General features: G+C 59.4%; 28 protein-coding genes. 13 read left to right on the forward strand and 15 right to left on the reverse strand.

Features of this window, described 5'->3' with window-relative positions; translation table 11 throughout:
• The first annotated feature begins 2 nt into the window (after window positions 1-2).
• From cyoB to ACLH0H_RS14010, 5 genes are all read left to right on the forward strand, one after another.
• Entirely contained in the window at window positions 3-2,021 is a 2,019-nt protein-coding gene (cyoB, locus tag ACLH0H_RS13990; protein ID WP_076949923.1) for a cytochrome o ubiquinol oxidase subunit I, read from the forward strand.
• 3 nt (window positions 2,022-2,024) lie between these two features.
• On the forward strand, window positions 2,025-2,651 hold the full coding sequence (locus tag ACLH0H_RS13995) for a cytochrome o ubiquinol oxidase subunit III (RefSeq protein WP_024077337.1): 627 nt from the start codon (window positions 2,025-2,027) through the stop codon (window positions 2,649-2,651).
• Window positions 2,651-2,986, forward strand: a complete 336-nt coding sequence (gene cyoD / locus ACLH0H_RS14000; protein WP_003194051.1) for a cytochrome o ubiquinol oxidase subunit IV — start codon at window positions 2,651-2,653, stop codon at window positions 2,984-2,986. Before ACLH0H_RS13995 ends, cyoD begins: the two co-directional genes overlap by 1 nt.
• A gap of 11 nt (window positions 2,987-2,997) precedes the next feature.
• Window positions 2,998-3,885, forward strand: coding sequence for a heme o synthase (gene cyoE / locus ACLH0H_RS14005; RefSeq protein WP_076949921.1), 888 nt, complete (start codon window positions 2,998-3,000; stop codon window positions 3,883-3,885).
• 161 nt (window positions 3,886-4,046) lie between these two features.
• Window positions 4,047-5,141 carry a pyridoxal phosphate-dependent aminotransferase gene (locus ACLH0H_RS14010; protein WP_411378496.1) on the forward strand — a complete coding sequence of 365 codons (1,095 nt, stop codon included), beginning with the start codon at window positions 4,047-4,049 and terminating at the stop codon, window positions 5,139-5,141.
• A 63-nt stretch (window positions 5,142-5,204) separates the two neighbouring features.
• Here ACLH0H_RS14010 and ACLH0H_RS14015 read toward each other — a convergent pair whose 3' ends face one another.
• The 6 genes from ACLH0H_RS14015 to ACLH0H_RS14040 all read right to left on the reverse strand — a co-directional run bounded on the left by ACLH0H_RS14015 (window position 5,205) and on the right by ACLH0H_RS14040 (window position 11,862).
• On the reverse strand, window positions 5,205-5,912 hold the full coding sequence (locus ACLH0H_RS14015) for a hypothetical protein (RefSeq protein ID WP_411378497.1): 708 nt from the start codon (window positions 5,910-5,912) through the stop codon (window positions 5,205-5,207).
• A 250-nt stretch (window positions 5,913-6,162) separates the two neighbouring features.
• Window positions 6,163-7,413: an aspartate aminotransferase family protein gene (locus ACLH0H_RS14020; RefSeq protein WP_411378498.1), complete on the reverse strand. Its 1,251-nt coding sequence runs from the start codon at window positions 7,411-7,413 to the stop codon at window positions 6,163-6,165.
• A gap of 168 nt (window positions 7,414-7,581) precedes the next feature.
• A complete protein-coding gene (locus ACLH0H_RS14025) occupies window positions 7,582-8,595 on the reverse strand; it encodes a diguanylate cyclase domain-containing protein (RefSeq protein WP_411378499.1) in 1,014 nt (337 codons plus the stop codon).
• Window positions 8,596-8,731: 136 nt separating this feature from the next.
• Window positions 8,732-10,624, reverse strand: a complete 1,893-nt coding sequence (locus ACLH0H_RS14030; RefSeq protein WP_411378500.1) for an alkaline phosphatase family protein — start codon at window positions 10,622-10,624, stop codon at window positions 8,732-8,734.
• Between the two features lie 112 nt (window positions 10,625-10,736).
• Entirely contained in the window at window positions 10,737-10,946 is a 210-nt protein-coding gene (locus ACLH0H_RS14035; RefSeq protein ID WP_411378501.1) for a hypothetical protein, read from the reverse strand.
• Window positions 10,947-11,073: 127 nt separating this feature from the next.
• On the reverse strand, window positions 11,074-11,862 hold the full coding sequence (locus ACLH0H_RS14040; protein ID WP_411378502.1) for a VacJ family lipoprotein: 789 nt from the start codon (window positions 11,860-11,862) through the stop codon (window positions 11,074-11,076).
• 164 nt (window positions 11,863-12,026) lie between these two features.
• On the opposite strand from ACLH0H_RS14040, the gene ACLH0H_RS14045 reads away from it, so the two are divergent.
• Together ACLH0H_RS14045 and ACLH0H_RS14050 are read left to right on the forward strand one after the other, a co-directional pair.
• Window positions 12,027-12,737, forward strand: a complete 711-nt coding sequence (locus ACLH0H_RS14045; protein WP_411378503.1) for a response regulator — start codon at window positions 12,027-12,029, stop codon at window positions 12,735-12,737.
• The gene (locus tag ACLH0H_RS14050; protein ID WP_411378504.1) at window positions 12,734-14,053 is read left to right on the forward strand and encodes a sensor histidine kinase; all 1,320 of its coding nucleotides are present in this window, start codon (window positions 12,734-12,736) and stop codon (window positions 14,051-14,053) included. The genes ACLH0H_RS14045 and ACLH0H_RS14050 overlap by 4 nt, the downstream gene beginning before the upstream one ends.
• 18 nt (window positions 14,054-14,071) lie before the next feature.
• Here ACLH0H_RS14050 and ACLH0H_RS14055 read toward each other — a convergent pair whose 3' ends face one another.
• From ACLH0H_RS14055 to ACLH0H_RS14065, 3 genes are all read right to left on the reverse strand, one after another.
• The gene (locus ACLH0H_RS14055; protein ID WP_411378505.1) at window positions 14,072-16,315 is read right to left on the reverse strand and encodes an ATP-binding protein; all 2,244 of its coding nucleotides are present in this window, start codon (window positions 16,313-16,315) and stop codon (window positions 14,072-14,074) included.
• On the reverse strand, window positions 16,312-16,926 hold the full coding sequence (locus ACLH0H_RS14060; protein WP_411378506.1) for a biliverdin-producing heme oxygenase: 615 nt from the start codon (window positions 16,924-16,926) through the stop codon (window positions 16,312-16,314). Before ACLH0H_RS14060 ends, ACLH0H_RS14055 begins: the two co-directional genes overlap by 4 nt.
• Before the next feature lie 186 nt (window positions 16,927-17,112).
• Window positions 17,113-17,493 (reverse strand): response regulator, encoded by a 381-nt coding sequence (locus tag ACLH0H_RS14065; RefSeq protein ID WP_186691240.1) that lies wholly within the window; start codon window positions 17,491-17,493, stop codon window positions 17,113-17,115.
• A gap of 235 nt (window positions 17,494-17,728) precedes the next feature.
• Here ACLH0H_RS14065 and ACLH0H_RS14070 point away from each other — a divergent pair, with 235 nt between their 5' ends.
• Both ACLH0H_RS14070 and ACLH0H_RS14075 read left to right on the forward strand, forming a co-directional pair.
• The gene (locus ACLH0H_RS14070; RefSeq protein ID WP_411378507.1) at window positions 17,729-18,103 is read left to right on the forward strand and encodes a c-type cytochrome; all 375 of its coding nucleotides are present in this window, start codon (window positions 17,729-17,731) and stop codon (window positions 18,101-18,103) included.
• A gap of 56 nt (window positions 18,104-18,159) precedes the next feature.
• Window positions 18,160-18,723 (forward strand): hypothetical protein, encoded by a 564-nt coding sequence (locus ACLH0H_RS14075; protein WP_411378508.1) that lies wholly within the window; start codon window positions 18,160-18,162, stop codon window positions 18,721-18,723.
• A 66-nt stretch (window positions 18,724-18,789) separates the two neighbouring features.
• Here ACLH0H_RS14075 and ACLH0H_RS14080 read toward each other — a convergent pair whose 3' ends face one another.
• From ACLH0H_RS14080 to ACLH0H_RS14090, 3 genes are all read right to left on the reverse strand, one after another.
• Window positions 18,790-19,077, reverse strand: a complete 288-nt coding sequence (locus tag ACLH0H_RS14080) for a colicin E3-like toxin immunity protein (RefSeq protein WP_411378509.1) — start codon at window positions 19,075-19,077, stop codon at window positions 18,790-18,792.
• A 104-nt stretch (window positions 19,078-19,181) separates the two neighbouring features.
• Complete coding sequence (locus tag ACLH0H_RS14085; protein ID WP_186691244.1) at window positions 19,182-19,439, reverse strand: colicin E3-like toxin immunity protein; 258 nt, start codon at window positions 19,437-19,439, stop codon at window positions 19,182-19,184.
• Window positions 19,440-19,446: 7 nt separating this feature from the next.
• Complete coding sequence (locus ACLH0H_RS14090; protein WP_411378510.1) at window positions 19,447-20,601, reverse strand: S-type pyocin domain-containing protein; 1,155 nt, start codon at window positions 20,599-20,601, stop codon at window positions 19,447-19,449.
• A 530-nt stretch (window positions 20,602-21,131) separates the two neighbouring features.
• On the opposite strand from ACLH0H_RS14090, the gene ACLH0H_RS14095 reads away from it, so the two are divergent.
• A complete protein-coding gene (locus ACLH0H_RS14095; RefSeq protein WP_411378511.1) occupies window positions 21,132-21,440 on the forward strand; it encodes a DUF3077 domain-containing protein in 309 nt (102 codons plus the stop codon).
• Between the two features lie 135 nt (window positions 21,441-21,575).
• Here the strand turns inward: ACLH0H_RS14095 and ACLH0H_RS14100 are convergent, their stop codons facing one another.
• Window positions 21,576-21,947 carry a PH domain-containing protein gene (locus ACLH0H_RS14100; protein ID WP_411378512.1) on the reverse strand — a complete coding sequence of 124 codons (372 nt, stop codon included), beginning with the start codon at window positions 21,945-21,947 and terminating at the stop codon, window positions 21,576-21,578.
• A 157-nt stretch (window positions 21,948-22,104) separates the two neighbouring features.
• Between ACLH0H_RS14100 and ACLH0H_RS14105 the strand changes: the two genes are divergently transcribed.
• The gene (locus ACLH0H_RS14105; protein WP_411378513.1) at window positions 22,105-22,740 is read left to right on the forward strand and encodes a LysE family translocator; all 636 of its coding nucleotides are present in this window, start codon (window positions 22,105-22,107) and stop codon (window positions 22,738-22,740) included.
• Between the two features lie 7 nt (window positions 22,741-22,747).
• On the opposite strand, the gene ACLH0H_RS14110 is transcribed toward ACLH0H_RS14105, so the two are convergent.
• Complete coding sequence (locus ACLH0H_RS14110) at window positions 22,748-23,077, reverse strand: hypothetical protein (RefSeq protein ID WP_076949899.1); 330 nt, start codon at window positions 23,075-23,077, stop codon at window positions 22,748-22,750.
• Between the two features lie 216 nt (window positions 23,078-23,293).
• Between ACLH0H_RS14110 and ACLH0H_RS14115 the strand changes: the two genes are divergently transcribed.
• Both ACLH0H_RS14115 and ACLH0H_RS14120 read left to right on the forward strand, forming a co-directional pair.
• Entirely contained in the window at window positions 23,294-24,190 is an 897-nt protein-coding gene (locus ACLH0H_RS14115) for a hypothetical protein (RefSeq protein WP_411378514.1), read from the forward strand.
• A gap of 30 nt (window positions 24,191-24,220) precedes the next feature.
• The gene (locus ACLH0H_RS14120) at window positions 24,221-24,505 is read left to right on the forward strand and encodes a hypothetical protein (protein WP_411378515.1); all 285 of its coding nucleotides are present in this window, start codon (window positions 24,221-24,223) and stop codon (window positions 24,503-24,505) included.
• Window positions 24,506-24,717: 212 nt separating this feature from the next.
• Here the strand turns inward: ACLH0H_RS14120 and ACLH0H_RS14125 are convergent, their stop codons facing one another.
• Window positions 24,718-25,005, reverse strand: a complete 288-nt coding sequence (locus ACLH0H_RS14125) for a cupin domain-containing protein (RefSeq protein WP_411378516.1) — start codon at window positions 25,003-25,005, stop codon at window positions 24,718-24,720.
• Between the last annotated feature and the right edge of the window lie 10 nt (window positions 25,006-25,015).

Genomic DNA, 25,015 nt, shown 5'->3' on the forward strand with positions numbered 1-25,015 from the left:
CGATGTTTGGTAAATTAAGTTGGGATGCGGTCCCGTTCCACGAGCCGATTGTGATGATTACCATCGCCATGATCGCGCTGGGTGGTCTGGCACTGTTTGCGGGTATCACCTACTTCAAGAAGTGGACCTACCTGTGGACCGAGTGGCTGACTTCGGTCGACCACAAGAAAATCGGCGTGATGTACATCATCGTTGCCATGGTCATGCTGCTGCGTGGTTTTGCCGACGCCATCATGATGCGTACCCAGTTGGCCATGGCCACCGAGGGCTCGCCTGGCTACCTGCCACCTGAACACTATGACCAGATCTTCACCGCCCACGGTGTGATCATGATCATTTTCATGGCGATGCCTTTCTTTACCGGCCTGATGAACCTTGCGGTGCCGCTGCAGATCGGCGCCCGTGACGTTGCCTACCCGTTCCTGAACTCCCTGAGCTTCTGGCTGCTGGTGTCCGGTGTGGTGCTGATCAACGTGTCCCTGGGCGTCGGCGAATTCGCCAAGACCGGTTGGGTTGCGTATCCGCCACTGTCGGGCCTGCAATACAGCCCTGGCGTGGGTGTGGACTACTACATCTGGGCGCTGCAGTTATCAGGGCTCGGGACGACGCTGACGGGGGTCAACTTCCTGGCCACCGTGCTGAAAATGCGCGCCCCTGGCATGAAACTGATGGACATGCCGATCTTCACCTGGACCTGCACCTGGGCAAACGTCCTGATCGTGGCTTCGTTCCCGATCCTGGCCGCTACCATGGCGCTGCTGTCGCTTGACCGTTACCTGGATTTCCACATTTTCACCAATGAACTTGGTGGCAATCCAATGATGTACGTGAACCTGTTCTGGGCATGGGGTCACCCTGAGGTGTACATCCTGATCCTGCCAGCGTTCGGTATCTTCTCCGAAGTGATCTCGACCTTTACCGGCAAGCGCCTGTTCGGTCACCACTCGATGGTCTACGCCTCGGGCGCGATCTCGGTACTGGGCTTCATGGTGTGGCTGCACCACTTCTTCACCATGGGTTCGGGGGCCAGCGTCAACGCCTTCTTCGGCCTGGCGACGATGCTGATTTCCATCCCGACGGGGGTGAAGCTGTTCAACTGGCTGTTCACCATCTACCACGGTCGTCTGCGCATGACCAGCCAGGTCCTGTGGACCCTGGGCTTCATGGTGACGTTCGCCATCGGCGGCATGACCGGCGTACTGCTGGCCATCCCGGGTGCTGACTTCGTACTGCACAACAGCCTGTTCGTGATCGCTCACTTCCACAACGTGATCATCGGTGGCGCGGTATTCGGTTACATCGCTGGTTTCAGCTTCTACTTCCCGAAAGCGTTCGGCTTCAAGCTGCACGAAGGTTGGGGCAAGGCTGCATTCTGGTTCTGGATCTCGGGCTTCTTCGTCGCGTTCATGCCGCTCTATGCACTGGGCTTCATGGGCATGACCCGTCGTCTGAACGCTACCACCAACCCTGAGTGGGTGCCGTACCTGTACGTCGCCATGTTCGGTGCGGTGATGATCGCTGTGGGCATCGCCTGCCAGTTGATCCAGCTGTATGTCAGCGTGCGTGATCGCAAGCAGAACATGTGCGAATCGGGCGATCCATGGAATGGCCACACCCTGGAATGGTCGACCTCCTCGCCACCGCCGTTCTACAACTTCGCCGTGATCCCGACTGCGAACACTATCGATGCGTTCACCGAAGCCAAGGAAGACGGTACTGCGTACCAGCAGCCCAAGCACTACGAACCGATCCACATGCCAAGCAACACCGCCACTGGCGTGGTGATGGGTGCGCTGTTGACCGTGTTCGGTTTCGCGATGATCTGGCACATCTGGTGGCTGGCAATCGTGAGCCTGGTGGGCACCATCGGCTACTTCATTGTCCACGCAGCACGTGATGATCAAGGCTACATGGTGCCGGTCGAAACGATCGAGCGCATCGAAGCCGAGCAGCACGCTCGCCTGGTCGCCGAGAAGAAAATCCCGGCCAACCGTGTAGAAACCTCGTTGGAACAGGCTTAAACCATGTCGAACTTAGTGACCAATGCTGGACACGCCCATGTCGATGACCATGGGCACGATGACCATCACCACGACTCGGGGCCAATGACCGTCTTCGGTTTCTGGCTCTACCTGATGACCGACTGCATCCTGTTTGCGTCGATCTTCGCGGTGTACGCGGTACTGGTAAACAACGTAGCGGGTGGCCCGTCGGGCCACGACATCTTCGAACTGCCTTACGTGCTCGGCGAAACCGCCTTGCTGTTGTTCAGTTCGATCACCTACGGCTTCGCCATGTTGGCCTTCTACAAGGGCAACAAGAAAGGCGTACTGAGCTGGTTGGCACTGACCTTCCTGTTCGGCCTGGGCTTCATCGGCATGGAGATCAACGAGTTCCACCTGCTGATCTCCGAAGGCTACGGCCCGCACCGCAGCGGTTTCCTGTCGGCGTTCTTCACGCTGGTGGGCACCCACGGTCTGCACGTATCCGCCGGCCTGCTGTGGATGGCGGTGATGATGTATCAGGTCAATAAGCACGGCCTGACCAACACCAACAAGACCCGCCTGAGCTGCCTGAGCCTGTTCTGGCACTTCCTGGACGTGGTCTGGATCTGCGTATTCACCGTCGTTTACTTGATGGGGACTCTGTAATGGCTAATGCACACTCCCATGACAGCCACGATTCGAGCCACGGCAGCGTAAAGTCTTACGCCATCGGCTTCATCCTGTCGGTCATCCTGACCCTGATCCCGTTCGGCCTGGTGATGTACCCAACCCTGCCGAAGTCGATCACCTTGATGATCGTCCTGGCGTTCGCGGTGATTCAGGTCCTGGTTCACCTGGTGTACTTCCTGCACCTGGATCGTTCCAAAGAGCAGCGCGAGAACGTGATTGCGTTCGTGTTCGCAGGCCTGGTGATCGTTCTGCTGGTTGGTCTGTCGCTGTGGATCATGTTCAGCATCCACACCTACATGATGGCGAAGTGAGGTAAAACCCGATGTCGCTTAAGCACTTTATCCAAATCACCAAACCGGGGATCATTTTCGGTAACGTGCTTTCTGTGGCGGGCGGTTTCTTCCTGGCCTCCAAGGGGCATGTCGATCTGGCCATCTTTCTGGCTGCAATGATCGGCACGTCCCTGGTGGTAGCTTCCGGATGCGTGTTCAACAACTGCATCGACCGTGACATCGACATCAAGATGGAGCGCACCAAGAATCGCGTGCTGGTCCAGGGGCTTATCTCCCTGAAGCTGGCACTGATCTTCGCGACCGTCCTGGGTGTTGCCGGTGTAGTGCTGTTGTACAAGGTGGCCAACCCGCTGGCGGCGCTGTTTGCCGTGATCGGCTTTGTCATCTACGTCGGCCTCTACAGCCTCTACCTCAAGCGCAAGTCGGTGCACGGCACGCTGGTGGGCAGTCTGTCGGGGGCGATGCCGCCGGTGATTGGTTATGTGGCTGTAACCAATAGCTTCGACATGGCCGCGCTGGTGCTGCTGGTGATGTTCAGCCTGTGGCAGATGCCGCATTCCTACGCCATCGCGATTTTCCGCTTCAATGACTACCTGGCTGCTTCTATTCCGGTCTTGCCGGTAAAGCGTGGCATCCAGGTGGCCAAGAAACATATCCTGCTCTACATCCTGGCCTTCCTCGTGGCGACCTTGATGTTGACCTTCAGTGGCTACGCCGGCATGAGCTACCTCGCCGTCGCCGCGGCCATGGGCATGTACTGGTTGTACATGGCCTGGACCGGCTACAAGGCGGTGGATGACACCGTCTGGGCGCGCAAGTTGTTCGTGTTCTCGATCTTCACCATCACCGCGCTCAGCGTGATGATGTCCCTGGATTTCCAAGTGCCGAAAGAGCTGTTGCTGACCTCCGCTCACTGACCGCCGCTCACTGAAGAGTCCCGAGTGAAAAAGCCCCGCCTTCGAGAGAAGCGCGGGGCTTTTTCTTGGGCGCAGGTTTAAATTCGCAGATGCTTTTCTCGTCATACCTCCCTGTACGAGCTGTGCGAATCCATTACCTGCCTACAACAAGGAGTTGTCACATGGTCAGCGTTAGTCGTCGGACCCTTCTCGCCGTGGGCGCTGCCCTGCCATTGCTGGGACGCCTGGATTGGGCGGTTGCGGCACCGCCGCCGGCCAAGTCCGACAAGGTGCGGCTCAACTACAACGAGAGCCCCTACGGCCCCTCCAGCGCCGCGCGCGAGGCGATGCAGCAGGGCATCGCCACCTGCGCACGTTATCCTTACGGCCACATGTATGCGTTGGCCGGGTTGTTTGCCCAGCAGCAGGGCATTGCCGAAGAGCAGGTGGCTGTGTTTGCAGGCTCCATGGCCGCCTTGCGCTATGCAGTGCTGGCTTTTACCAGCGAGACCCGCGGCCTGGTGATGGCCACGCCGTCCTACGAAGTGCCGCGCCAGGCGGCACAATCGAACAAGGCGCCACTGAAGGAAGTCAGCCTGAACGCCGACCACGCCCACGACATCCCGGCCATGCTCGCCGCCGATCCCCAGGCCGGCATGCTGTACCTGTGCAACCCCAACAACCCCACCGGCACCGTCACGCCCGTCGACGCTATCCGTCAGGCACTGGCGGACAAACCCAAGGGCAGTGTGCTGGTGGTGGACGAGGCTTATATCGACTTCGCCGACGTGCCCAGCGTTGTCAGTTGGGTCAAGGACCACGACGACCTGCTGGTGCTGCGCACCTTTTCGAAAATCTACGGCATGGCCGGCGCCCGCCTGGGCCTGGCGATCGGCCACCCGGCGCTGCTGGAGCGGCTCGCGGTGTTTGGCGGTGACAACGTACCGGCGGGCGCAAGTCTGCTCGGCGGCCTTGCCAGCCTGGAAGATGTGAAGCTGTTGCCACAGCGCAAGGCGCTCAATAACCAACTGCGCGATGAGACCGTGACGTGGTTGAAAGGTCGTGGTTTTACCTGCACAGCGTCCCAGGCCAATTGCTTCATGATCGACGTGCAACAACCGGCCGAACAGGTAATCGAGCGCCTCGCGGCGAACGGCGTGCTGATTGGAAGGGTATGGAAAGACTGGCCGCGGTGGGTGCGGGTGACGGTGGGGAGCAAACGGGAGATGGCGCGGTTTTGCGAGGTGTTTGCGGCGCAGGTCAAGAGCGTTGTTTAAGCCAACACAAAAACTAATGTGGGAGCAGGCAAGCCAGCTCCCACATATGCCCAGCAGTGCTGATTATTGCTGCGCGATGCTATACCCCTCAAACGCCGTCTGCTGTTGCAACGCCGTGATCACGCTCTTGCGGCTCAGCGGCTGTTCGGTGCCGGCGTTATCCACAAAGCTTTCAACCTCCAGCTGCGCTTCATCCCCTTCACCCACGAAGCTGAAACCCAGGAACTCGAACGCCTCGCGGTCAACGTTCAGCTTTGAGCGCGGCGTGCGCAGCGGCAGGGTGACGCTGATGCCGTCCTTACTGATCACAAACACTTCGGCTTCTTTCTTGGGCCGTGACGCCTTGCTCTTGCCGGCGCTCGGGTTGCTGATGGCCTGGTGGCTCTGGTTCAGCACTTTCAATGCCAGGCCGTAGACCAATTCCTGGAACTCGGGGTCGTCCTTGAAGCTGGACAGGATGCGGCTGATGGAGAACTGGCTGCTGAGGTTTTCCAAGGCGGCGTTGTCGGCTGCCTCGGCGTCTTTGAGTTGCTTGAGCTGGCCCATCAGGTCGTAGGCGGTGTCGTCGTCGAAGGCATCGTGGGCCTGGCGGATCGCCACGCGCAGCTCACGGATCTGGTCGCTTTCCTTGGAGGTGTGGAATGCGTCCAGCACCATCTCGCTGATGATCTTGGCGGCAGGCACGTGCTGTGAAAGATTGATGGCGTTTTCGTATTCGGCTTTGGCGCGCAAGGCGACTACGGATTCTTCAAGGGTGTAGGAATCGGACATTGAAATTTCACTACTTCAGTAAACGAGGACAAAAAAGCGTCGGGCATTTTCAGGGGGGAGGGGGATCAGGTCAAGGCAGAGTAACTTGTAGTGAGCGGGCTTGTCCCGCGCTGGGCTGCGAAGCCGCCCCAAACCAGCCGACCTGGTTTTCTCTGGAGTTCGGCGTTGTCTTTATTGGGGCGGCTTCGCCACCCAGCGCGGGGCAAGCCCGCTCACTACAGGGAGATTTATCAGGCGCAGGCACTGGCGATTAAACCAACTGCTTCAGACACGTCTCAAGCATATCCAGCCCTTCCTCCAATACCGCAGGCTCTATTGTCAGGGGGGCCAGCAAACGGATGATGTGCCGCGATTTGCCGCTGGGCATCAGCAGCAAGCCGGCGTCCCGCGCCAGGCCGAGCAATTGGGCCAGCGCATTTGGCGCGGGGGTACCGTCAGGGTTGGCCAGCTCAATGCCGCGCATGGCACCGACGCCGGTCAGGCGCCCGAGGTAGGGCGTGAGGCCTTGGGCCCGCCAGGTTTCATAACGGCTGACGATGGCTTCTTCCTGGTGTACGCCCCAGGCTTTCAGATGTCCGTCGGTCATTGCATCCAGCGTGGCCAATGCCGCCGCACAGGCGATGGGGTTGCCGGAATAGGTGCCACCCAGCCCGCCTTTGGGCAGGTTGTCCATCAGCGCCTTGCGCCCAACGACTGCGCCCAGCGGCATACCGCCGGCGATGCTTTTACCCAGCAGGATCAAGTCCGGCTCGATCCTCAGGCGCGAGAAGGCAAAGCGCTGGCCGGTACGGCCGAAGCCCGACTGGATCTCATCGGCAATCAACAGGATATTGTTCTCATCACAAAAGCGCCGCAGGGCCTGGGCGAATTCGCGATCCAATGCCAGGAACCCTGCTTCGCCCTGCACCGGCTCAATGATGAAACACGCCACATCGTTGACGTCGATTTCCACGCTGAACAGACGGTCCATGGCTTTCAGCGCCTCAGCGCAGCTCACGTCGTTATCAGCGCTGGGGTAGGGCAGGTGATACACAGGGCCGGGTAGTACGCCGACCTTTTGCTTGTAGGGCGCAACTTTGCCGTTGAGGTTGAGGGTGGCCAGGGTGCGCCCATGAAAGGCACCGTCAAACGCAATCACCGCCGTGCGACCGGTGGCGCCGCGGACGATTTTCAGCGCATTTTCCGCAGCCTCTGCGCCGCAGTTGGTCAGCATGCCGCTGACTGGGTAGTCCACCGGGACGAACGCGGTCAGACGGTCCATCAGCTCGATGTAGGGCGCATGTGGGGCAGCGTTGAACGCGTAGTGCGTCAGCCGAGTGGCCTGTTCACGAATCGCCTCCACCACGCCGGGGTGGCAATGGCCGAGGTTGAGCACACCGATGCCGCCTACAAAGTCGATATAGCGTTTGCCCGAGGTGTCCCAGACCTCGGCATTTTTACCGTGGCTAAGGCTGATGGGGTGAACGATGGAAATCGACTGGCTGATGGTTTCGCGGCTCATGAATCGGCGACTCGGCAGTGGCGGGCGTGTTTTTATCTAAGCCGGGCGCCCGTCCCTGCCGCAAACGAAATAAAGTCGCCGGGTCATTCCAAATCGGAAGGAGTTCTTGCCTAAGGGTCGTTTGCGGCTCAAATGAACGCGCCGCCGGTTCGATAACAGCGCAAGGCGTTATTCCGACACGCCATCCTTCCCCGCCGCCTTGGCTCGATACAACGCCTGATCGGCACGGGCCATCAGGTCTGCGGGGGATTCATCCATTCGGCGTTCAGCCACGCCCAGGCTCACGGTAATCTTGATACCGCCCGTGTGCGGGCGGTTGCTTAATGCCTGGCGGATACTCTGCGCCAGTGCCTTTGCGGCCTTCAAGGAAGTCTTGGGCAGGACCAGCATGAATTCATCGCCACCCCATCTGGCCAGGAGGTCACCCGGGCGAACGCAGCTTTCCAGGCATTCTGCCAACTGCACCAGCGTCTGGTCACCCACTCCATGGCCGTGCTGGTCATTGATCGGCTTGAAGTCATCGACATCTATCGCAATCAGAGCCAGCGGCAGGCGAAAGCGCTGCGCGCGGGCGCTCTCTTCCAGCAGTACTTTTTCCAGGCGGTAGCGGTTGGCAACCAAGGTCAAGGCATCTCGTTCGGCCAGGGAGCGGTTTTCATCAAGCTGCAATTGCAACTGCCGATTGACCCGCGACAGCTCACGTGTGCGTTCGGCTACCAGGGCCTCGAGGGATTGGTTGCGTCGCTCCAACTGTTCGACGGAGCATTTTCTGCTATGAATATCGCGATGGGCGCCCACCATGCGTGCCACCGAGCCGTCAGCATTGCGCGCAATCACGTAGCCCCGGTCTTCGATCCACAGGTAGCTGCCATCTTTCTTGCGGCAGCGGTACTCGGCCTGGTAATAGGGGGCGCGACGGTGGATGTAGTCGTCGAACCGCTTCATCACCTGGGGATAATCCTGCGGGTGGATCACGCTCTCCCAAGTGAATACGCTGTTTTCCAGCGTATGGCGGTGATAGCCCAGCATTTCGTACCAGCCTGGGTTGCGGTAGACGAACCCAGTATTGGCGTTCCAATCCCAGACCCCGTCACTGACCAGTTCGAGAACGGTGTGCAGCATGTCCGCGTTGAAGTGAGAGAAATCCTGCTTCAGCGGATTTGTGTCGGAGGTATCGTCCATCTGCGCATTCCTTGCGTGGGCAGGCATTCATGGCCTGCCCCTGTTGTCGCCGATACTCCGTGGCTGGGGCTACTGTACATCGGGGCTTGGGCGCTTTGAATAGGGCAGACGTACGGTTAAAAAAGATGGCTATTGGCTACCGTTTCGGCGCCACCATCCTCGTGCGCACCCTCCCATCCGCGTTGTGCTGGTAAATCGCCTCAGGCTGGCCCTGCTCGTTGAAAAACACTTGGCCAATCCCCGCCGAATTCCATAAGCGTTCGCCGGCCTCGGCGTGCTCCGGAATATGCGGCACCACCTGCATGGTGCGCCGGCGGGTGAACCAGTTCAGGGGGGAGCGCGGTGAGTAGAGCCAGCGATTGAGGCGGTCGAACCATTCCAGCAGGCGCGGCGGGAATTGGTTCTTGATGCCGCTGCTGGTGATCTGCCAAATGCGCGGGCCCGCGTTGCGATGGCGAATCAGCACTTCGTAGACAAACGAATAGTGCACATCACCCGAGAGGATCACGTAGTTACCCGGCGTGCGCGAGTGACGGAAGATATTGAGGATCACCTGGGCGCCGCCGCGATGGGCCATCCAGTTTTCTGCGTCCACCAACAACGGATGGCCGCACCAGCTGAAGACTTTCTGCACGGTCTCGATCAGTTTGACGCCAAAGATCGGGGCGGGCGAGACGATGATCGCCGACGGATGGTCCAGCAGTTCCTGTTGCAGTTCGCTCAAGGCCTCCCAGTCCAATAGGCCGGACGGTTGCTTGAGAGTGAACTCGCTGCGCCAACGGCGGGTGCGGGTGTCGAGCACCACCAGGGCGGGTGTAGTGGGCAGTACGTAATGCCAACGCTGGAATTTCAGCAGCGCTTCGAGCAGTTCATCCTGCGCGGCGGCGTCCAGGTGGTTGGCCTGGGGCTTGGCAGTGAGCGCCTGGGTTTGGCCGATCAGCTCGCCAAACACATCCGGTTGGTTGCCCCAGCCCTGGCATAGCAGGTAGGCAAGCAAGGCATTGCCGATGATGCGCTTGGAGAATGGATGGCCGTAGGCGGTCTCTTCCCATTGGGCGCTCAGGTTCCAGTCGTCGGTAATGTCGTGATCGTCAAAGATCATCAGCGTCGACAAGTGAGCGAAGACCCGCGCGACACCGGGCAGGCCGTCGCGGAATCGGTCGATCTGCACCTGTTCGCGTGCGTAGCGTTGCTGTCGTTGTGCGCTCAGTTGCGCAGGCACGGGCGAGATCAGTGTCCAAGGCGTCGGCGACCATACCAGCAGATACATTGCGATGACCTCAGCGAAGGTCACCAGGTGATTATCGGCGGTGCTGCTGGTGAAGATCGGCTTTTTTACCCCACCAAAGAAGCGTTCGCGCAGGGTTTCGTTGCTGTCCAGCGCCGGCAGCAAGTCGGCGCGATGGTAATAGCTGGCGCTGTGGCCGTAGAGGCTGGCGCTGTCATCGACTACGGCACCCTGCAGGTACTCATCGAACAGGCCCAGGCGCGCGATCAACGCGTGTATCGCGCGTAGCATCGGCCCGGCCACGTCGTCGGCGTAGACCTGATCGCCGCTCATCATCAGCAAGGCTGGGCGGTCGGCCGGGGTCCTGGCATCGGCCAGCAGGCGGTCGACACACAGCAAGCCCTCGTCGGCACTGTGATGGGGTTTGCGACATGAACCATGCACCAACTGGTGGATACGGCTGTGCAATACGAAACTGGGGTATTGGGTGTTGGTATACAGCAGGTGCGGTGCCCACTCGGCAATGCCGGCGTCGTCAACCAGCAGGTCGTAGCTGATCACCACGTCACGCGGCAGCGCGTCGTCCAGTGGCACATCGATCAAGTGGATAAACGCCTGCCGACCGACGGGGACAACCTGGCAGCTGTCCAGGTTGATTTCCAGTGTCTGCGTGGGCAGATGCAATTTCAGCTTCAATTCCAGTGCACGGCTGCCCACCAGCCACAACACCAGGCGCCGAGATTCGAGACGCCTCAGCAGTGGGCCGGCCAGTACGTCGGGCAGTGTGTCGGTGTGCAACATGCAGGCGAGGATTCCAGGCTGGATTGAACCGGCAAGATTAACGCAGGGAATGTCATGGTTTTGTTAAGAATGAAGATACGAAGGGCCGTGCACTGCCCTTCATATGAGGTGATTAAAGCAGGTTGCCTCCACCCAGACGTGTCAACTGGCCTGTGGGCTTGCGTCGGTTGTTGTTGGTGTTGGTGTTCCCGGTGCTGTTAGGGTCAGCAACGCTCATTTGCGTATCGTCAATGCTGCGCTTCCTGCGCTGGGGCTCCGCAGCATCCTGCTGCAGGGGTTGGTAATGAAAGCTGCCCAGTGAGTGGTTGATAGCGCTAAGCATGGATATTTCCTTCTATAAGTAGAGGATCACTTCACCTTCAGGAGCGAAGTGAACCCAAACTTATAGGCTCCGAAGCCTGTCGGCGATAAACGCCATGCTGCAAGATGTGACTCCCGTTGGGCGCGTTTTAAAAATCATCCGAGGCTTTGTTCACACAACCCTGGAGTGCCGCGGATGTGGCGCCTTCCTGGCCTTCGCGCACAAAAGCAGCCCGGTTTTGCGCCACCACGTTACGCAATGCGCTGTAGTAATCCGGCAGTTTTTGCAGGCTGTCGGTAAGCGGCAACAGTGACGCCCGTGTATCCACCGTACCGCCGACCAGGCTGATGGTGCCCAGGGTTTGCACCGTATCGCTGTCCCCCAGTGGCGACACCAGGAAGCTCAAGACCTTGCCCGCCGCATCCCGGCTGTTGCTGGTGCCCAGCAAGGGCAATTCGACAATGGGGCCGTTGCCCATGCCCCACACACCGAATGTCTGGCCGAAGTCGGCGGTATGGCGCGGGATGCCCAGACGGTCCGACACATCGAACAGCCCCACCACGCCCACTGTCGTGTTCACGGCGAAGCGCCCCAGGGTATTGACCGAACGCCGCGGGTTGCCTTGCAACAGGTCGTTGATAAACACCTCCGGCTCGCTGAAGTTGCTCGCGAAGTTATGCACACCCTGCTGGAAGAAATCCGGCAGGTAGCGGTAACCACGCGCCACAGGCGCGAGGGCGTAATCATCCACCGCACGGTTGAACGCAAACACCCCGCGGTTGACCGGTTCGGCCGGGTCATACACCGGGTGGTCCACCTGCGCGCAGCGGGTGGTGGGTGTTACCGGGGCCGGGCTGGCACAGCCGGTCAGGTAAGACATCGTCAGTAACAGCACGGCCTGGCGGGCCAGATGCCGGGGGGAGGTCAATGAGTGCATGGGCGCAGTCTCCGCAAAAAGGAGGCCGATGCTGGCATGGGCGCCTTGCGCAAAGATGTCCGGTTTATTGCGCTGTTGACGCTTTATTGCACGGTTGAAATATATGACGGGCCGCGTCGAATAGTTTTAGATGGCGCCTTGTCCCAGCCCAGTGAAGCCTGCCGGTGAGCCACCTGTTAATCGTCGACGATGACCTTGAAGTCCTCGCCCTGCTGAAGAAATTTTTCCTGCAACACGGCTATTCGGTGCAGACCGTCTCCAGTGGCACCGAGTTGTGGTCGGCCATGGAGCAGCAGCCCGCCGACTTGATCATCCTCGACCTGATGCTTCCCGGCGACAACGGCCTGCTGCTGTGCCAGCGCTTGCGCCAGCAATACGCCACGCCGGTGATCATGCTCACTGCCATGGGCGAACTCAGCGACCGCGTGGTCGGCCTGGAAATGGGCGCCGATGATTACCTGAGCAAACCCTTCGACGCCCGCGAACTGCTCGCCAGGGTGCGTGCGGTATTGCGCCGGGCGGGTGAGAATCGTCCGCCGATGGGCGAGGTCGCGCGCCCGCTGATCCGCTTTGCCGGCTGGCAACTGGACCTCACCCGCCGCGAGTTGCGCTCGCCCGACCAGGTGATGATCCCGCTGTCGTCCGGCGAGTTCGACCTGCTGCTGGTGTTCGTCGAGCATCCCCAACGCGTGCTCACCCGCGAACAGTTGCTGAACCTGGCGCGCGGCCATAGCCATGATGCCTTCGACCGCAGCATCGACGTGCAAGTGAGCCGCCTGCGCCGCAAGCTGGAATTCGATACCAAGCGCCCAGCGATGATCCGCACCGTGCGCAACGGCGGCTACCAGTTCACCGCCAGCGTGACCCGCTCATGAGCCGCAGACCGCACGACACGGTGGCGCGCTGGATCGCCCTCACTGTGCTGGTAGCGATGATCACCGCGCTGGCGTTCAACGCCTTGTTCGTGCAATTGGCCGGGGTATGGGCCAGGCCGCCGTTGTCTGAAACCGGCCTGCTGGAAAAAGTCGCTATGGTGGTGCGTGTGGTCGAGGCGTCCGAACCGTCACAACGACCGCATCTTGTCCAAGTGATGGGGGACAGGTCTTTCAGCGTGACCTGGGCAGCGCAGCGAACGGCGTTTGATCTACCGGTGCTCACCGACCCGGACTTCAACACGGGTGAACAGGTGTTCAAGCACCTGCTTGAAGGCCCGATGCGCCCCATGGAAGTCTATGGGCCAGCCGACTGGCCCGACGGCAACGGCCAGTACGTGCTGTTGATGCAACTGGCCGATCGCTCCTGGCTGATGTTCAGCACCGGCGCTCGCAGCTGGGGAATGGACGATGGACCGCGCAGCCTGATCGTGGTGCTGCTGGTGCTGATCTCCACGGCACTGGTTACCCTGGTAGCGACCCGTCGCCTGGCCCACCCGCTGCAACACTTTGCCCAAGGTGCGCGGCGCTTTGGCAGCGACTTTCGCGCGCCACCCATCGAGCCGGTGGGACCTCACGAAATCCGCCAGGCCATTCTTGCGTTCAACAGCATGCAGGCGCAGTTGCGGCACTTCATTCAGGACCGCACCCAAATGCTCGCCGCTATCTCCCACGACTTGCGCGCGCCGCTGACCCGCCTGCGCCTGCGCGGCGAATTCATCGAAGACACCGACCAGCAGCAGCGACTGTTTCGCGACGTTGATGAAATGCAGGCCATGATCAACACCGCCCTGGAGTTTTTCCGCGACGACGCGCGCCTGGAACAGGCTACGCAACTGGACCTGGCGGAATTGCTGCAAACCCTGATCGACGATTATCGTGACCAGGCCATCGACCTCACCTTCAACGGCCCGCCTCGCCTGGTGTACTTCGGCCGGCCACTGGGCCTCAAGCGGGTGATGACCAACCTGATGGACAATGCCATCCACTACGGCACGGCACCGGAGATCGAGTTGCAGCACAAGCAGGGTGAGGTGGTGATCAGGGTGCTGGATCGCGGCCCGGGCATATCGAAGGAGCACCTTGAGGACGTGTTCCTGCCGTTCTATCGCCTGGAGGGCTCACGCAACAAAAGCACTGGCGGCGTCGGGCTTGGGCTCTCCACCGCACGAGCGATTGTGCTGGAACATGGCGGCACCCTGACCCTGGCCGAGCGCCAGGGCGGCGGGTTGGAAGCGGTGGTGATATTGCCGGTATAAGTTTTACCGGCAACCGCATCAGGTATGCGAGTCTTCAACCACCCTGGGCACCGTAAACCGGAACTCACTGCCTCGGCCCACTTCACTCTCGGCAACGATCTTGCCTCCATGGGCATGGATGATGCCTTGGGTGATGTACAGCCCCAGGCCGTTACCGGTGGGGTTGTTTTCGGTCTGGGTCCAGTAACGATCAAACACATGAGGCAGTTGTTCCGGCGCAATGCCTTCGCCGGTATCACGCACCGAGAACACGATTTCCTCGCCATTGTTCATGGCGCTGATGCCGATATTGCCCTGGCGCGGGGTGAACTTGATGGCATTGCCGATCAGGTTCGACAGCACCTGGAACAGGCGCTCCGGGTCGGCGTTGATCTGCAGGCCCGGCTCGGCGTTGAACGACAGGTCAATGCCTTTCTCCGACGCCAGCGGTGCGAGCAAGGAGTAGGCCTCTTCGAACATTTGGCTGACATCCAGCGCCACTGGCTTGACCACGTACCGTCCGGCATCGATTTTCGACGTGTCGAGCAGGTCTTCCAGCAGCACATTCATGCGCCCGGCCGCCTGCTGCATGGTGTCGATGGCCGAGGAAATCCGCCGTGACGTATGCGGGCCATCGGAGCTGAAGGCCTTTTGCAGCATGCCGCAGAGCATGGAGATCACGGTCATCGGGTTGCGCAGGTCATGGGACACCACCGCCACCAGCTCTTCACGGGCGCGCACGGCTTGTTGTTCGCGCAGCACCTGGCGGGCCAGGTCGTTTTCCAGGGCCGAGCGGCGCAAGTCGTTGGCGGCGAACAGGTCGCCGTGGCTCCACTTGGTGGAGATGCCGGCCATTTCGACCTTCCAGATTTCAAACGAGGTACGTGGGCGAAGGCGCAGACCGGCGTCGGAGTTTTCCAGATCCAGCGGCTTTTTCGGATCGCCGCTCCACTGGATGTTCTCCTTCACTTCCGGGCGGAACCACAGCACACCGTTGTCCACCGGCTTAGGCAGACTCATGGCCAGCACGCCGCTCGCCACCTGCTGGAACGCGGCGGCCGGTGGGTACACCGATACCAGGTTATGGCTGGAGAACACCGGCTCGGCGCTCTGTTGCAGCCACTTGTGCAACGCGCGGATCTGCCCCGGCTCCGGACAGTTGCCGTAACGGTGCAATTGTTTGTCTTCGATGATCGCCACGCCGCCGGACAGGGTCAGGTCCATCAGCCATTGCGGTTGTTGAGCCAGGCCATCGAACACACCGACTTCCGATGCCTTCATGGCTTGATCCAACCGTGCAAGGGCGTCGAGTTTTTCATCACGCTGGCGGCTGAGGTCCAGCGCTTCCATGGCGCTGATCTGCAACGACAACACTTGGCCGATGGTCTGGCAGGCGATTCGCAGGTCATTGGGCACCAGCAGGGGTTCTCGGTTACCGCAGCTGATCAGGCCCCAGAGTTTATCGCCGCTCATCAATGAGATGCTCATGGACGACAGCACGCCCATGTTCTGCATGTACTGGCAGTGAATCGGCGACACACTGCGCAGGGTAGAGAAGCTCAGGTCCAGCGGCTGACCGGTGTCGGGGCGCAACGTGGGCAGCAGTGGCACCGGTTCGTAGGCCGCGTTCGGGATAATGCGCAGCCAGTTGGTGCGATACAGCTCGCGAGCCTGCTCCGGGATGTCGGACGCGGGGAAGAACAGGCCGTTGAAAAGCTCCATCGACGGTGCCGACGCTTCGGCGATCACTTGGCCATGGCCTTCGTCTTCGAAACGGTAGATCAGCACGCGGTCGTAGCCGGTCATGGCCTGGATTTCATTCACGCTGATTTCGTACAGCGCCTGCAGGGTTTTCGCCGCCTGCAAACGTTGCAGCATCTTGCCCAGGTTACTGGTGCGACCGTTCACCGCGCGTGGGCGGAAATCCTTGAGCCGCGGCTCGAACTCCAGCACCAGCACATTCTGGTGGCGGTGCAGCAAGCCTTCGAAGTCCGCGCCGTTCAGGGTGACGTGCAACGGGGGCATGTCGACGAAGGTATTGGTTTGGGCCATGACCCTGACGGCCTGGGCGTGTTCGGCGCCGATCAAGCTGTGCAGCGGCTGGCCCAGCAACGCTTCGGGCGCATGGCCGAACAAGGTGCCGACGTTGGCGCTGACCTGGATGATCTCCAGGCCGGGCTCCGACAGGGTCAGCAGCGCACCGTGGGGCTGGATCGCCCCGGGGAAGCGGATGGGCTCGTTGGCACAGTTGGCAAGCAGCTCTTCAAAGTCTTCGGGTTTCATAGCAGTACCTCCTGGCTGTCGAGCCATTGCTCAAAGCAGCTGAATGTCGAGCGGGCGGCGTCCACGGCGTGTTGTTGCGCGCGCGCGTCCAGCGGCTGGTCGCCCAGGTAATCAAGAAAATCCTTCCAGCGCCGCCCGGTCTCTACCCCATAGACATTGAGAAACGCGCCTCCGTTGTCGGCATTCACATCCAGGCGCTGAGCCATTTCCCGGCGAAGCACTTGGCCGCCCAGGGTCGCGCCTTCAAGTACATACAGGGCACCGAGGCAGGCGGCGTGGGTATCGAACATTGGGAGTTGCGTGCAACGGGGCAGGGTGTCGATGGCGTGATCATCCAGGCCCAGGGCGTAGAGGTCAGTCAGCAGCGTCGGTGTTTTCACGCGCATTGCTGTATCGAACCCTTCGGGAATCAAGGCGCTGTCATACAGTGCCGCTTCCATGGGCTGATAAAAACCGTAGTACGCCTGGAGCAAGCGCCGATACCACTGCGCATCAAGGCGCTCGGAGAAGAACGGCAGGCGCTTTTCCAGTGCTGTATGCAGCAAGGCCGTGCCTGTGCGCAGCGCTTCCAGCAGGGAGGGCGCATCGACGTCATGGGCCTGAGAATGCATTCAGTAAGCTCGAACTGTGGGCCTCTCGGCCATGAATGACGCGCGAATTGGGCGGCAATTCTACAGTCGGCAACTAAACGCGAAAAGCGAAAAGGCTGACTAGCGGATCAGAAATGTCGCTCCTTGCGTCACCAGTGGACCCGCGGACTTAGGAGGAAGTTCGCTTGAAGCGATATCGCAACGCCATCAATGCATGGCCAAACCCTGCTGGTTCAGCGCCGTCTGCACACAGTCAATCAGGTGCTGGGTACTCCACGGCTTGGGCAGGAACCGTACCGAGCCGCCCAACTGCGCCGCCAGGTGGGTGTTGCCGGACGTCAACACCACTTGCACCGTCGGCCAGCGGTGCGCCACGACCTTACTCAGGTCATAACCATTGAGCAAACCCGGCATTTGAATATCACTGACAATCAGATCCACCGGGTCATCGCCCCGTTCCAGGTAGATCATTCCTTCATCTGCCGAAGGAAATGACGTCACCTGTGCACCGAAATCTTCCAATACATCGACCATCAACGCCCGAATGATCTCGTCGTCTTCCAATACTAAAATCGATGGCTGAGCCATGATCCTTACTCCACCATCAGGGTTCAGTCAGTTGAGTGGGGCGAGGCGACATAGGTTCGATTGGGATAGCGCTTAAACGATGGGTGGTGCTTCAAGGGGTCTAGGTTGCGTACTTGCCGGCAGGTGCGGCACGATGTCTGCGTTTGCAACTCACGCAAAAAAGGCCCTCGGCAACCGCGGTTGCGCTCCTGACAAACAGGCATAATTGCCCGCAACAGCCGATGTGGAGTCCCCCATGAAGTACGCCTTGTTCACCCTCGCCCTGATCTTCAATACCCAGGCGGCCTTTGCCGCCGGCGATGCCGAGGCGGGCGCCAAACTCTTCGCCAAGACCTGCGGTGGCTGCCACAGTGTCGGCGAAGACGCACGTGGAGGCTTCGGGCCGCAGCTCAACGGCATCATCGGCCGCCCGGCCGGGACTACCACGGATTACCAGTATTCCGACGCGATGAAAAACTCCGGCGTGGTCTGGACCCGCGACAAACTGGCCGCGTACATCGAAGCGCCGAAGAAAGTGGTGAGCGGCACGCGGATGATCTTCTGGGGCATCAGTGATCAGGAGAAGATTGAGAATATCCTGGCGTATCTTGAGACGTTTCAGCCGAAATAACCCTGTTTAATCGCAGGTCAAGGCATCAGTCCATCACACCGATAAGGACATTCCCTGTGAAGCGAATCGCGCTGCTATCCCTCATCACCCTGGCGCTGTGCGCGTGTCAATCCAACCAACGTGACTCATCGCCCAGCCTGTTCAAGGACGGCATACAGTTGCGTCAGAAAACCGTGGCCGTGGATGCCGAACATGCCAAAGTCATCATGAAGGCCTACGGCGGCACCAACCCCGTCGAATTCGCCATCCTGCGCGAGGGCGACCCCGACCAGCGCATGGAAACCCTCGGCACCGTGGTGGACACCGGTGAAGGCCGCATTTTCAACTGGATCGCCAAGCTGAACCAGACAGTTGCCAGCGCGACCTTGAAGCGTTTTCCGCAGTTGGAGATCCAGGCGGATCCGGGCAAGAAACTCACTGTATCCGGCTCGGCGGGCAGTATTGGCAATGGCGCTTACTACCGGTGCGGGCCGTTGGTGAGTAGCTTCAGCCCGCAGAAGGCGAAGGTGTATCTGGTGGAGTTTCAGTTCAAAGGCACTAATTCGGCGTGTGCGCAGCAGGTGTTTGATATTACGGATCCGGCGAATCGGGTGTTGGTTGAAGGAGAGAAGGAGGGGTGAGCGCAGTTGATTGAACGGTGGGTGTTGCCCACCGTTCGCACGGTAAAGCCTGTGAGTACAATTGCATCAGATCCCCGTCTTAGGTTGCTTTGAAGGAGGTGGCCACGCGCCTTGGTGACGGAAGGAAATCTGGTAGTCGAGGTGTGCGGGTTCAATCATGTGTTGGAAATACGGCTGAATAATCGTTGTCCAGTCAGGCAACATGTCGAATACATCGGCATATATCGCGGTTTCCCCGCCTAAACCCAACGCTTCAAAAACACTGTATGGGTCCTCGATATCCGCTGAATACTCATCTGCCTTCAAGTCATTGCTTTGTTTCTCGTACCACCGCAATCTGATTTTCATCACCATTTGTCGCGTTCCTTTTTATCTGTAAATTGGGCGTTTTGGATCAGCCGGTCCTCGACGTTCGGCGGTACAGGGAAAAATGCGCCCATGGATTCTCTTAGCTTGTATTACTTGCGTGCCTCCTCGTAATCAAACGCGATGAAGTAGTCGCTTTCTGAAAGAGCGATCTCATGAGAGAAGTACATCTGTACCTGCGATAGCCACTCTCGCCGCAGTTCAAACATGCCATTATTGACGTCTTCGTCTACCGACAATCCGAGCTCAGAAATTACGGAGTAATCGTCTCCTAAGTCCGCTGAATCCTCCGCTCCGCTTAGCCACTCTGTGGTTCTGTCGAACCATTCCAATCTCACTTTAAGTCCCATGTAGTCCTCACAGATACTTTTTGATGTTTCGTTTCTTTTTCGCCCCTTTTAGCTGCTCGCCGGTTAGATGGTTGAACGCGCTTATATGGCTTCCATCACTTGCTAGATAAATTTCCAGCTCGCCGTGTTGGGAGTCCCATTCATAGATCCTTCGACCCTTGTCATCAATCCAGCGCTCTCTCAGGCCTGCACTTCCCTGTTTGGGAGTCATGGGTTTTGCTTTTTTCAGATTTTCAAAGCCGGTAATTTGTTCAGTATTCGGAGCCTTGTGGTACTTGTGATCCCCCGCCTTAACACTCACAACCAGATACAACGGCCGAACCCCCGACTCCACCGGGAACACCAGAATAAAATCCCGATACTCCGGCGGATAAACCGGGTTCACCAGAATCTGCGCGGCTTTCTCCGTCGGCGGGTAAATCCAGATGACCGGCGCTTGCGGTGCTGCCTCCAATGCCGGAATACCCAGCGTGTCGTCCGGATCAACCGCAGGCGTCCAGATCAGCTCGACACCCTCACCCAACTCCGCGACAAACTGATCGTCGCGGGCTTGGAACTGCACCACATCAATCATCTGCCAGTTCGGATTGTTGCCGGTGTAAAACCCATACCCCTTGAGCGTACCGTCCTCGCGTTGCTCGATATGCAAACGCATCTGCGACCGCGCACGCGCCATCGCGCGTAGCTGCTTCTCGCTGTAGAGCGCGCTGTCACCCAACTCAGACGGCCAGGCCAGCGCCACCAAACCGGTCAACAGGCCACCGGCGACAGACCCGACGGCAGCCGCCGCCGACTCCCACATCGCCGAACGCAACGCCAACTGCCCCAAGCCAGCGGGCAATGCGTTGCCGCCGATCTTGCGCAGCGCCACCGCGCCCTTACCGTCCACCTCGCGCCCACCCAACAGGCTGAAATGGGCGTACTCCTTGACCAGCTCCAGCGGGACATAACCGGTGGGGTCTGCATAGCGGGTGAAGCCGTCCGGCAGTTGGCAGGGCTTGATGAACACGCAGCCGTGAGGTTTGGCTGGCGTGGGGGCTGGGGCAGGGGAGGGCTCGAATAAATCAATCGCCGGCGAATAGGGCACGCGCGATGGTTGCGGCGTCAGGATTCGTTGCCTGCGTTGTTCTTCTTCGGTAAGGGGGTAAAAGCGTTCTGACATGACCGGCTCACTTCCTTGTGCGAGGAAGTGAGCCTACGGGGGGCGATCAGGGGGCTGGAATTGGCATTGTTCGACCGTGAGTGTGGGAAAAGTAAACAGGATCTCAGTAGTTGGGATTGGGGTATGACGAATGAGGTGTTCGCCTTTCACTGCAGCGGAAATCTGTACATACAAAAGCTCCCTTTCATGACCGAATCTTTGGGATTACGTTGTGGCCGTCGTCACTTCACGACGACCAGGCCTGGAAACCCGTGGGTATAGGCGCACAGGCGCCACCATTTATCACGACTGCTGGCGCCTTTTTGTGCCAGCATATGCGTGCTATGGCGGCTGTGCGTGGGAGACTCTTGAGTCTGCCGGGTTTGCCTATTACCCCCGGTTTCCAGCCTGCGCGCAGCTGCCACCATTCGCCTGGAAACGAATGAGGCAGCTCTTTTTGAAAAAATGGGAGCTATACCAATGAGCGTTTCTGAAAGGTCGTACCCTCGCAACACCGCAACCCACACTCCGGCTCAAGTCGGAGGTGCCCTATGATCAACCCACCCCTCAACAAAACCCTCGGTGTCATCACCTTTTCCACCTGCGGCAAACAGCCCAACCTCCACCGTCTATTTCGCGTCAATTCCGGCGTGCCCATTCGCGATGCCCTGCATCACGCCTCCGAGTTGCTGCACTGTTCCAAACTGCTGGCGTCGGATGCAGCCATGGACACGGGCGCGGATCAGTTTGCCTGGGCGGCGCATTATCTGGGGGAAATGGCGAAGGCGGTGGTGGATGATTTGGCGAATGGAATGTTGCCCAACGGGGTGGCTGAAGAGGGTGAGGCGGCTGGTGTGTAGGCGGGTGGTTTGAGGGTGTGGCGGCTGGCGTCTTCGCAGGCAAGCCAGCTCCCACATTTTGATCGAGGTACATCCGTTCAAATCGTGTGGGCAGTAAAAAGACCTCGGGACGCTGAGGTCTTTTTTATCCGCAGATCAAGTGAGCAAGTGCTTGGAAATCAACCGGGATATTTCCACAATCGAGGTCCTGCCGGTGAACTCAAACTTCACCTTCCCCAACGACGAAAAGTAAATCTCCAACTCTGAATCCAGATCAAACGTCCCCGACGTTTCCACCGAATACGCCACAATGTTCTTGTACGGCAGCGACGTGAAGTCCTTCTTGCTTCCGGTAATCCCCTGCACGTTCACCGCGATGATGCGCTTGGTGGTGAACACCACGCCATCGCGCATGGCCTTGTACGCGTCGACCACTTCCTCGTCATCCAACAGTAATGACGCCACGCGTTCGGCGTACTCGTTGTTTTGTTTGAGTTTGAAGAAACCCTTGTTGTTGAAGTCGATCATGTGCCTGCCTTTGGGTGAGTGGTGCGGTCGGTGTATGACGTTTTGATCACGGATCTGTATCTGACGCGCACATTTTGAACGCCCTACCATGGCTTCCTACTCTACAACGTTGACCAGATGTTTCGCGTCGACAGAACAACCCTCACGGAGCCCGACCATGCCTGACCTGTCCAGCTGGCTTGCCTATGCGCTGATATCCCTCGGCATGGTGCTGACGCCCGGCCCGAACATGATTTACCTCATTTCGCGGTCGATCTGCCAGGGGCGCACCGCCGGGTTTATCTCCCTGGGCGGCGTGGCGTTGGGCTTTCTGGTTTACATGCTGTGCGCGGCCTTGGGGATTACCGCGTTGGTGATGGCGGTGCCCTTCGCCTATGACGCGCTGCGGTTTGGCGGGGCGCTGTACCTGGCCTATCTGGCCTGGCAGGTGGTCAGGCCGGGCGGCCTTTCGCCGTTCCAGGTGCAGCGTCTGCCCCAGGACAGCCCGCGCAAACTGTTCACCATGGGCCTGGTGACCAACCTGCTGAACCCCAAGGTAGCGGTGATGTATTTGTCGTTGCTGCCCCAGTTCATCGACCCGAACGGCCAGGGCAGTGTGCTGATGCAATCCCTGGTGCTGGGCTTTACGCAGATATTCATCAGCGTCAGCGTCAATGCGGTGATCGCCACCCTGGCGGGGTCCATCGCCGTGTTTTTCGTCACCCGGCCGGGGTGGCAGGTGGTGCAGCGCTGGCTGATGGGCTCGGTGTTGATGGGGTTGGCGGTGCGGATGGCGGTGGAAGGGCGGCGGTAACCATGGGTTACAGGATGGCTTTCAGGTAATCCTTGAGTGCGTCGAGCGGGGCATTGAGGGCTTCCAGTGTCGGCGCCTGGCGCACGTGCAGCGCGAGCCGTTGCAGCTCGCGCCCCATCACGGTCGTTGCGCCGCCCAGTGATTCGAGTGCCAGCGTCAGGCACTCATCGAGCTTCAACCGGATCCCCGCCAAATCCCCCTGCCGCACCAACAACCCAAACACCTCGCGGTCATACGCTTGCATCACCAGATCATCCCGCAAAACCGGGCTGCCGCCGTCCGTCTCGTGCGCCAATTTCAGTGCAAAGAGCGTAACCGCTTCCAGCGTCAATTCCATGCTTTTGGTTCCTGGGGCTTTGGGGGAGGGCGATGATCACCGTTCTACATCTGAAAAAAAAGACCCCAATGTTGTGAACTGTTTGGCTTTCGCATTCTAAAGTCGCTCGCACAAGGAACGATATTAATTAGCCATGTTCGAACTCGCCGTGCCAGCGCTCCCAGCCACCAGAGGGATAGGGTGCGAGGCCTAACCCACTACAAGGACGCAGCTCTCATGCAACCATCTCCCACCCAAGCGCCATCCGCCACCGGCGAACTGATCGCCAGTTTTCGCCATGGCAAGGGTTTCCTGATCTTCAGTTTAATATTCGGCGTTGCGTTGCTGGGGCTCGCGGTGTTTGTGCTGTACCTGGGCACCCTCCTGCCGGCGGGCAGTAACGGCCCCGTCGTCGGCCAGACTGCGCGCGGCATGTCGTTCAGCTTCAGCAGCCCTCAAACCGTGATTTACTTCACCAGCGCCTTGCTCACCGTTCTTGCGTTGGGCGTGTTTGCCGGCTATGTCTGGCACAAAAAATTGCGCGCGCCGCGTTACAACGTGTATGAGCACGGCATCGAGCGCTTCATCCACGACCAGCGCGACTACACCGCCTTTGCCGACATCGAAGACCTGTACCTGTTCGGCTCCGGGCAAACCGTGATGACCGGCATGATCACCAACGTGGCCTACCGTCGTAACGCGTCGGAGCCGTTTCACCGAGTGATTGAAACCCTCAAGGGCTTTTATGAATTCCAGCAATTGGTGCGCGAACTGCATGTACGCGCACGCATGCCCGCAGTGGTCGCGACGTTGGAGACGGGTGGGGCGGTGACGTTCAACTGCATCAGCTCGGGGCAGGTCTGGGGCAAGCGCGTGAGCGGCAACTTCCTGAAAATCACCACCTCGCCGATCGTGGTCAGCCACGCGTTCCTGGAATACCAAGGCCGCGCCGTGCCGATGTCCTCGCTGCGCACCGTCGACCTCAATGCCTGGACCGAAAAAGTGGTGATCAAGGACGAGAGTGGCAAAGCTGTGTTGTCGACCATCGCCACCGGCATCCTGAGCCACGACCTGTTCCTCAATACCCTGGATGCCGTGTTTGCCGCCCAGGAACAAACCCGCGAGCTGGCGTGAGCCAGCAGCTTTAACGATGAGGACTGAACGATGATCTATCGCGGTGCAGGCTGGCTCACCTTGTTTACACCTATAGCCATGTTGTTGCTGGTGATGTGGCTATGGCCGGATCCGAGCGTAAAGCCCGGCAATACGTCGCTCATGCAACTGTTGATGGGGTTCGGGATTGGCTCGGCGATCAACGTTGTGCTGGGCTTTGTATTGAATCGAAAGGTTCACGCCGACGGCGTGCGCCATCACTTCTTTTTCATGCCCATGCAATGGCCGGCGCTGGCGATCACGCTGGTGTGCGCGCTGATCGCCCTGTTGAAATAAGCTTACCGACCGCTCGGCAAGGGCGGTCGGGTTTCAACTTGTTCGAGGCTTATGCGATACGTGGTGTAAGTGTCGCCATCCCTCAGGTAAAGGTCGCTGTGATAACGGCTGACGGCGCCTTTGAGTTTGATGTGCAGGCCGTTGGCGACGGTATTGAGACGGTTTCATTGCGGTGCGTTGATGATAATCGCGTTCAGACCCAAAGCCAGTGTTCAAATCCACTGATCATTCAAGGCGGTTCGGTCCCCACCTGCATGGCCAGTGTTCAAGACGCCCCGTGGCTCGATCATCATCAACTTGGCTTCGCCTTCGGCGGCCGTTCGGTGTTCTACCCCACGAGGGACCACATACAGCTCGCCTGGCGCCACATAGACCGGGCCATCGGGAAGGTCGATACGTAGCGTGCCTTCCAGCACCAGGAATGCCTCGTCGGTTTCGGGGTGGGAGTGCCAGATGAATTCGCCTTCGATGCGTACCACCTTGAATTGGTAGTCGTTCATTAGGCGTCAT

This window comes from Pseudomonas sp. MPB26, from assembly GCF_046605355.1.
Lineage (GTDB): Bacteria > Pseudomonadota > Gammaproteobacteria > Pseudomonadales > Pseudomonadaceae > Aquipseudomonas > Aquipseudomonas cedrina.

Coding starts and splice junctions, on each gene's coding strand:
- ACLH0H_RS14080 (WP_411378509.1), bottom strand. CDS start 19,077: ATGGTGATGAAAATCAGATTGCGGTGGTACGAGAAACAAAGCAATGAC.
- ACLH0H_RS14115 (WP_411378514.1), top strand. CDS start 23,294: ATGCAACCATCTCCCACCCAAGCGCCATCCGCCACCGGCGAACTGATC.
- ACLH0H_RS14060 (WP_411378506.1), bottom strand. CDS start 16,926: ATGCATTCTCAGGCCCATGACGTCGATGCGCCCTCCCTGCTGGAAGCG.
- ACLH0H_RS14120 (WP_411378515.1), top strand. CDS start 24,221: ATGATCTATCGCGGTGCAGGCTGGCTCACCTTGTTTACACCTATAGCC.
- ACLH0H_RS13995 (WP_024077337.1), top strand. CDS start 2,025: ATGTCGAACTTAGTGACCAATGCTGGACACGCCCATGTCGATGACCAT.
- ACLH0H_RS14105 (WP_411378513.1), top strand. CDS start 22,105: ATGCCTGACCTGTCCAGCTGGCTTGCCTATGCGCTGATATCCCTCGGC.
- ACLH0H_RS14030 (WP_411378500.1), bottom strand. CDS start 10,624: ATGTTGCACACCGACACACTGCCCGACGTACTGGCCGGCCCACTGCTG.
- cyoE (WP_076949921.1), top strand. CDS start 2,998: ATGTCGCTTAAGCACTTTATCCAAATCACCAAACCGGGGATCATTTTC.
- ACLH0H_RS14070 (WP_411378507.1), top strand. CDS start 17,729: ATGAAGTACGCCTTGTTCACCCTCGCCCTGATCTTCAATACCCAGGCG.
- ACLH0H_RS14020 (WP_411378498.1), bottom strand. CDS start 7,413: ATGAGCCGCGAAACCATCAGCCAGTCGATTTCCATCGTTCACCCCATC.
- ACLH0H_RS14010 (WP_411378496.1), top strand. CDS start 4,047: ATGGTCAGCGTTAGTCGTCGGACCCTTCTCGCCGTGGGCGCTGCCCTG.
- cyoB (WP_076949923.1), top strand. CDS start 3: ATGTTTGGTAAATTAAGTTGGGATGCGGTCCCGTTCCACGAGCCGATT.
- ACLH0H_RS14085 (WP_186691244.1), bottom strand. CDS start 19,439: ATGGGACTTAAAGTGAGATTGGAATGGTTCGACAGAACCACAGAGTGG.
- ACLH0H_RS14100 (WP_411378512.1), bottom strand. CDS start 21,947: ATGATCGACTTCAACAACAAGGGTTTCTTCAAACTCAAACAAAACAAC.
- ACLH0H_RS14035 (WP_411378501.1), bottom strand. CDS start 10,946: ATGCTTAGCGCTATCAACCACTCACTGGGCAGCTTTCATTACCAACCC.
- ACLH0H_RS14125 (WP_411378516.1), bottom strand. CDS start 25,005: ATGAACGACTACCAATTCAAGGTGGTACGCATCGAAGGCGAATTCATC.
- ACLH0H_RS14050 (WP_411378504.1), top strand. CDS start 12,734: ATGAGCCGCAGACCGCACGACACGGTGGCGCGCTGGATCGCCCTCACT.
- ACLH0H_RS14090 (WP_411378510.1), bottom strand. CDS start 20,601: ATGTCAGAACGCTTTTACCCCCTTACCGAAGAAGAACAACGCAGGCAA.
- ACLH0H_RS14025 (WP_411378499.1), bottom strand. CDS start 8,595: ATGGACGATACCTCCGACACAAATCCGCTGAAGCAGGATTTCTCTCAC.
- ACLH0H_RS14110 (WP_076949899.1), bottom strand. CDS start 23,077: ATGGAATTGACGCTGGAAGCGGTTACGCTCTTTGCACTGAAATTGGCG.
- ACLH0H_RS14015 (WP_411378497.1), bottom strand. CDS start 5,912: ATGTCCGATTCCTACACCCTTGAAGAATCCGTAGTCGCCTTGCGCGCC.
- ACLH0H_RS14095 (WP_411378511.1), top strand. CDS start 21,132: ATGATCAACCCACCCCTCAACAAAACCCTCGGTGTCATCACCTTTTCC.
- ACLH0H_RS14055 (WP_411378505.1), bottom strand. CDS start 16,315: ATGAAACCCGAAGACTTTGAAGAGCTGCTTGCCAACTGTGCCAACGAG.
- cyoD (WP_003194051.1), top strand. CDS start 2,651: ATGGCTAATGCACACTCCCATGACAGCCACGATTCGAGCCACGGCAGC.
- ACLH0H_RS14065 (WP_186691240.1), bottom strand. CDS start 17,493: ATGGCTCAGCCATCGATTTTAGTATTGGAAGACGACGAGATCATTCGG.
- ACLH0H_RS14040 (WP_411378502.1), bottom strand. CDS start 11,862: ATGCACTCATTGACCTCCCCCCGGCATCTGGCCCGCCAGGCCGTGCTG.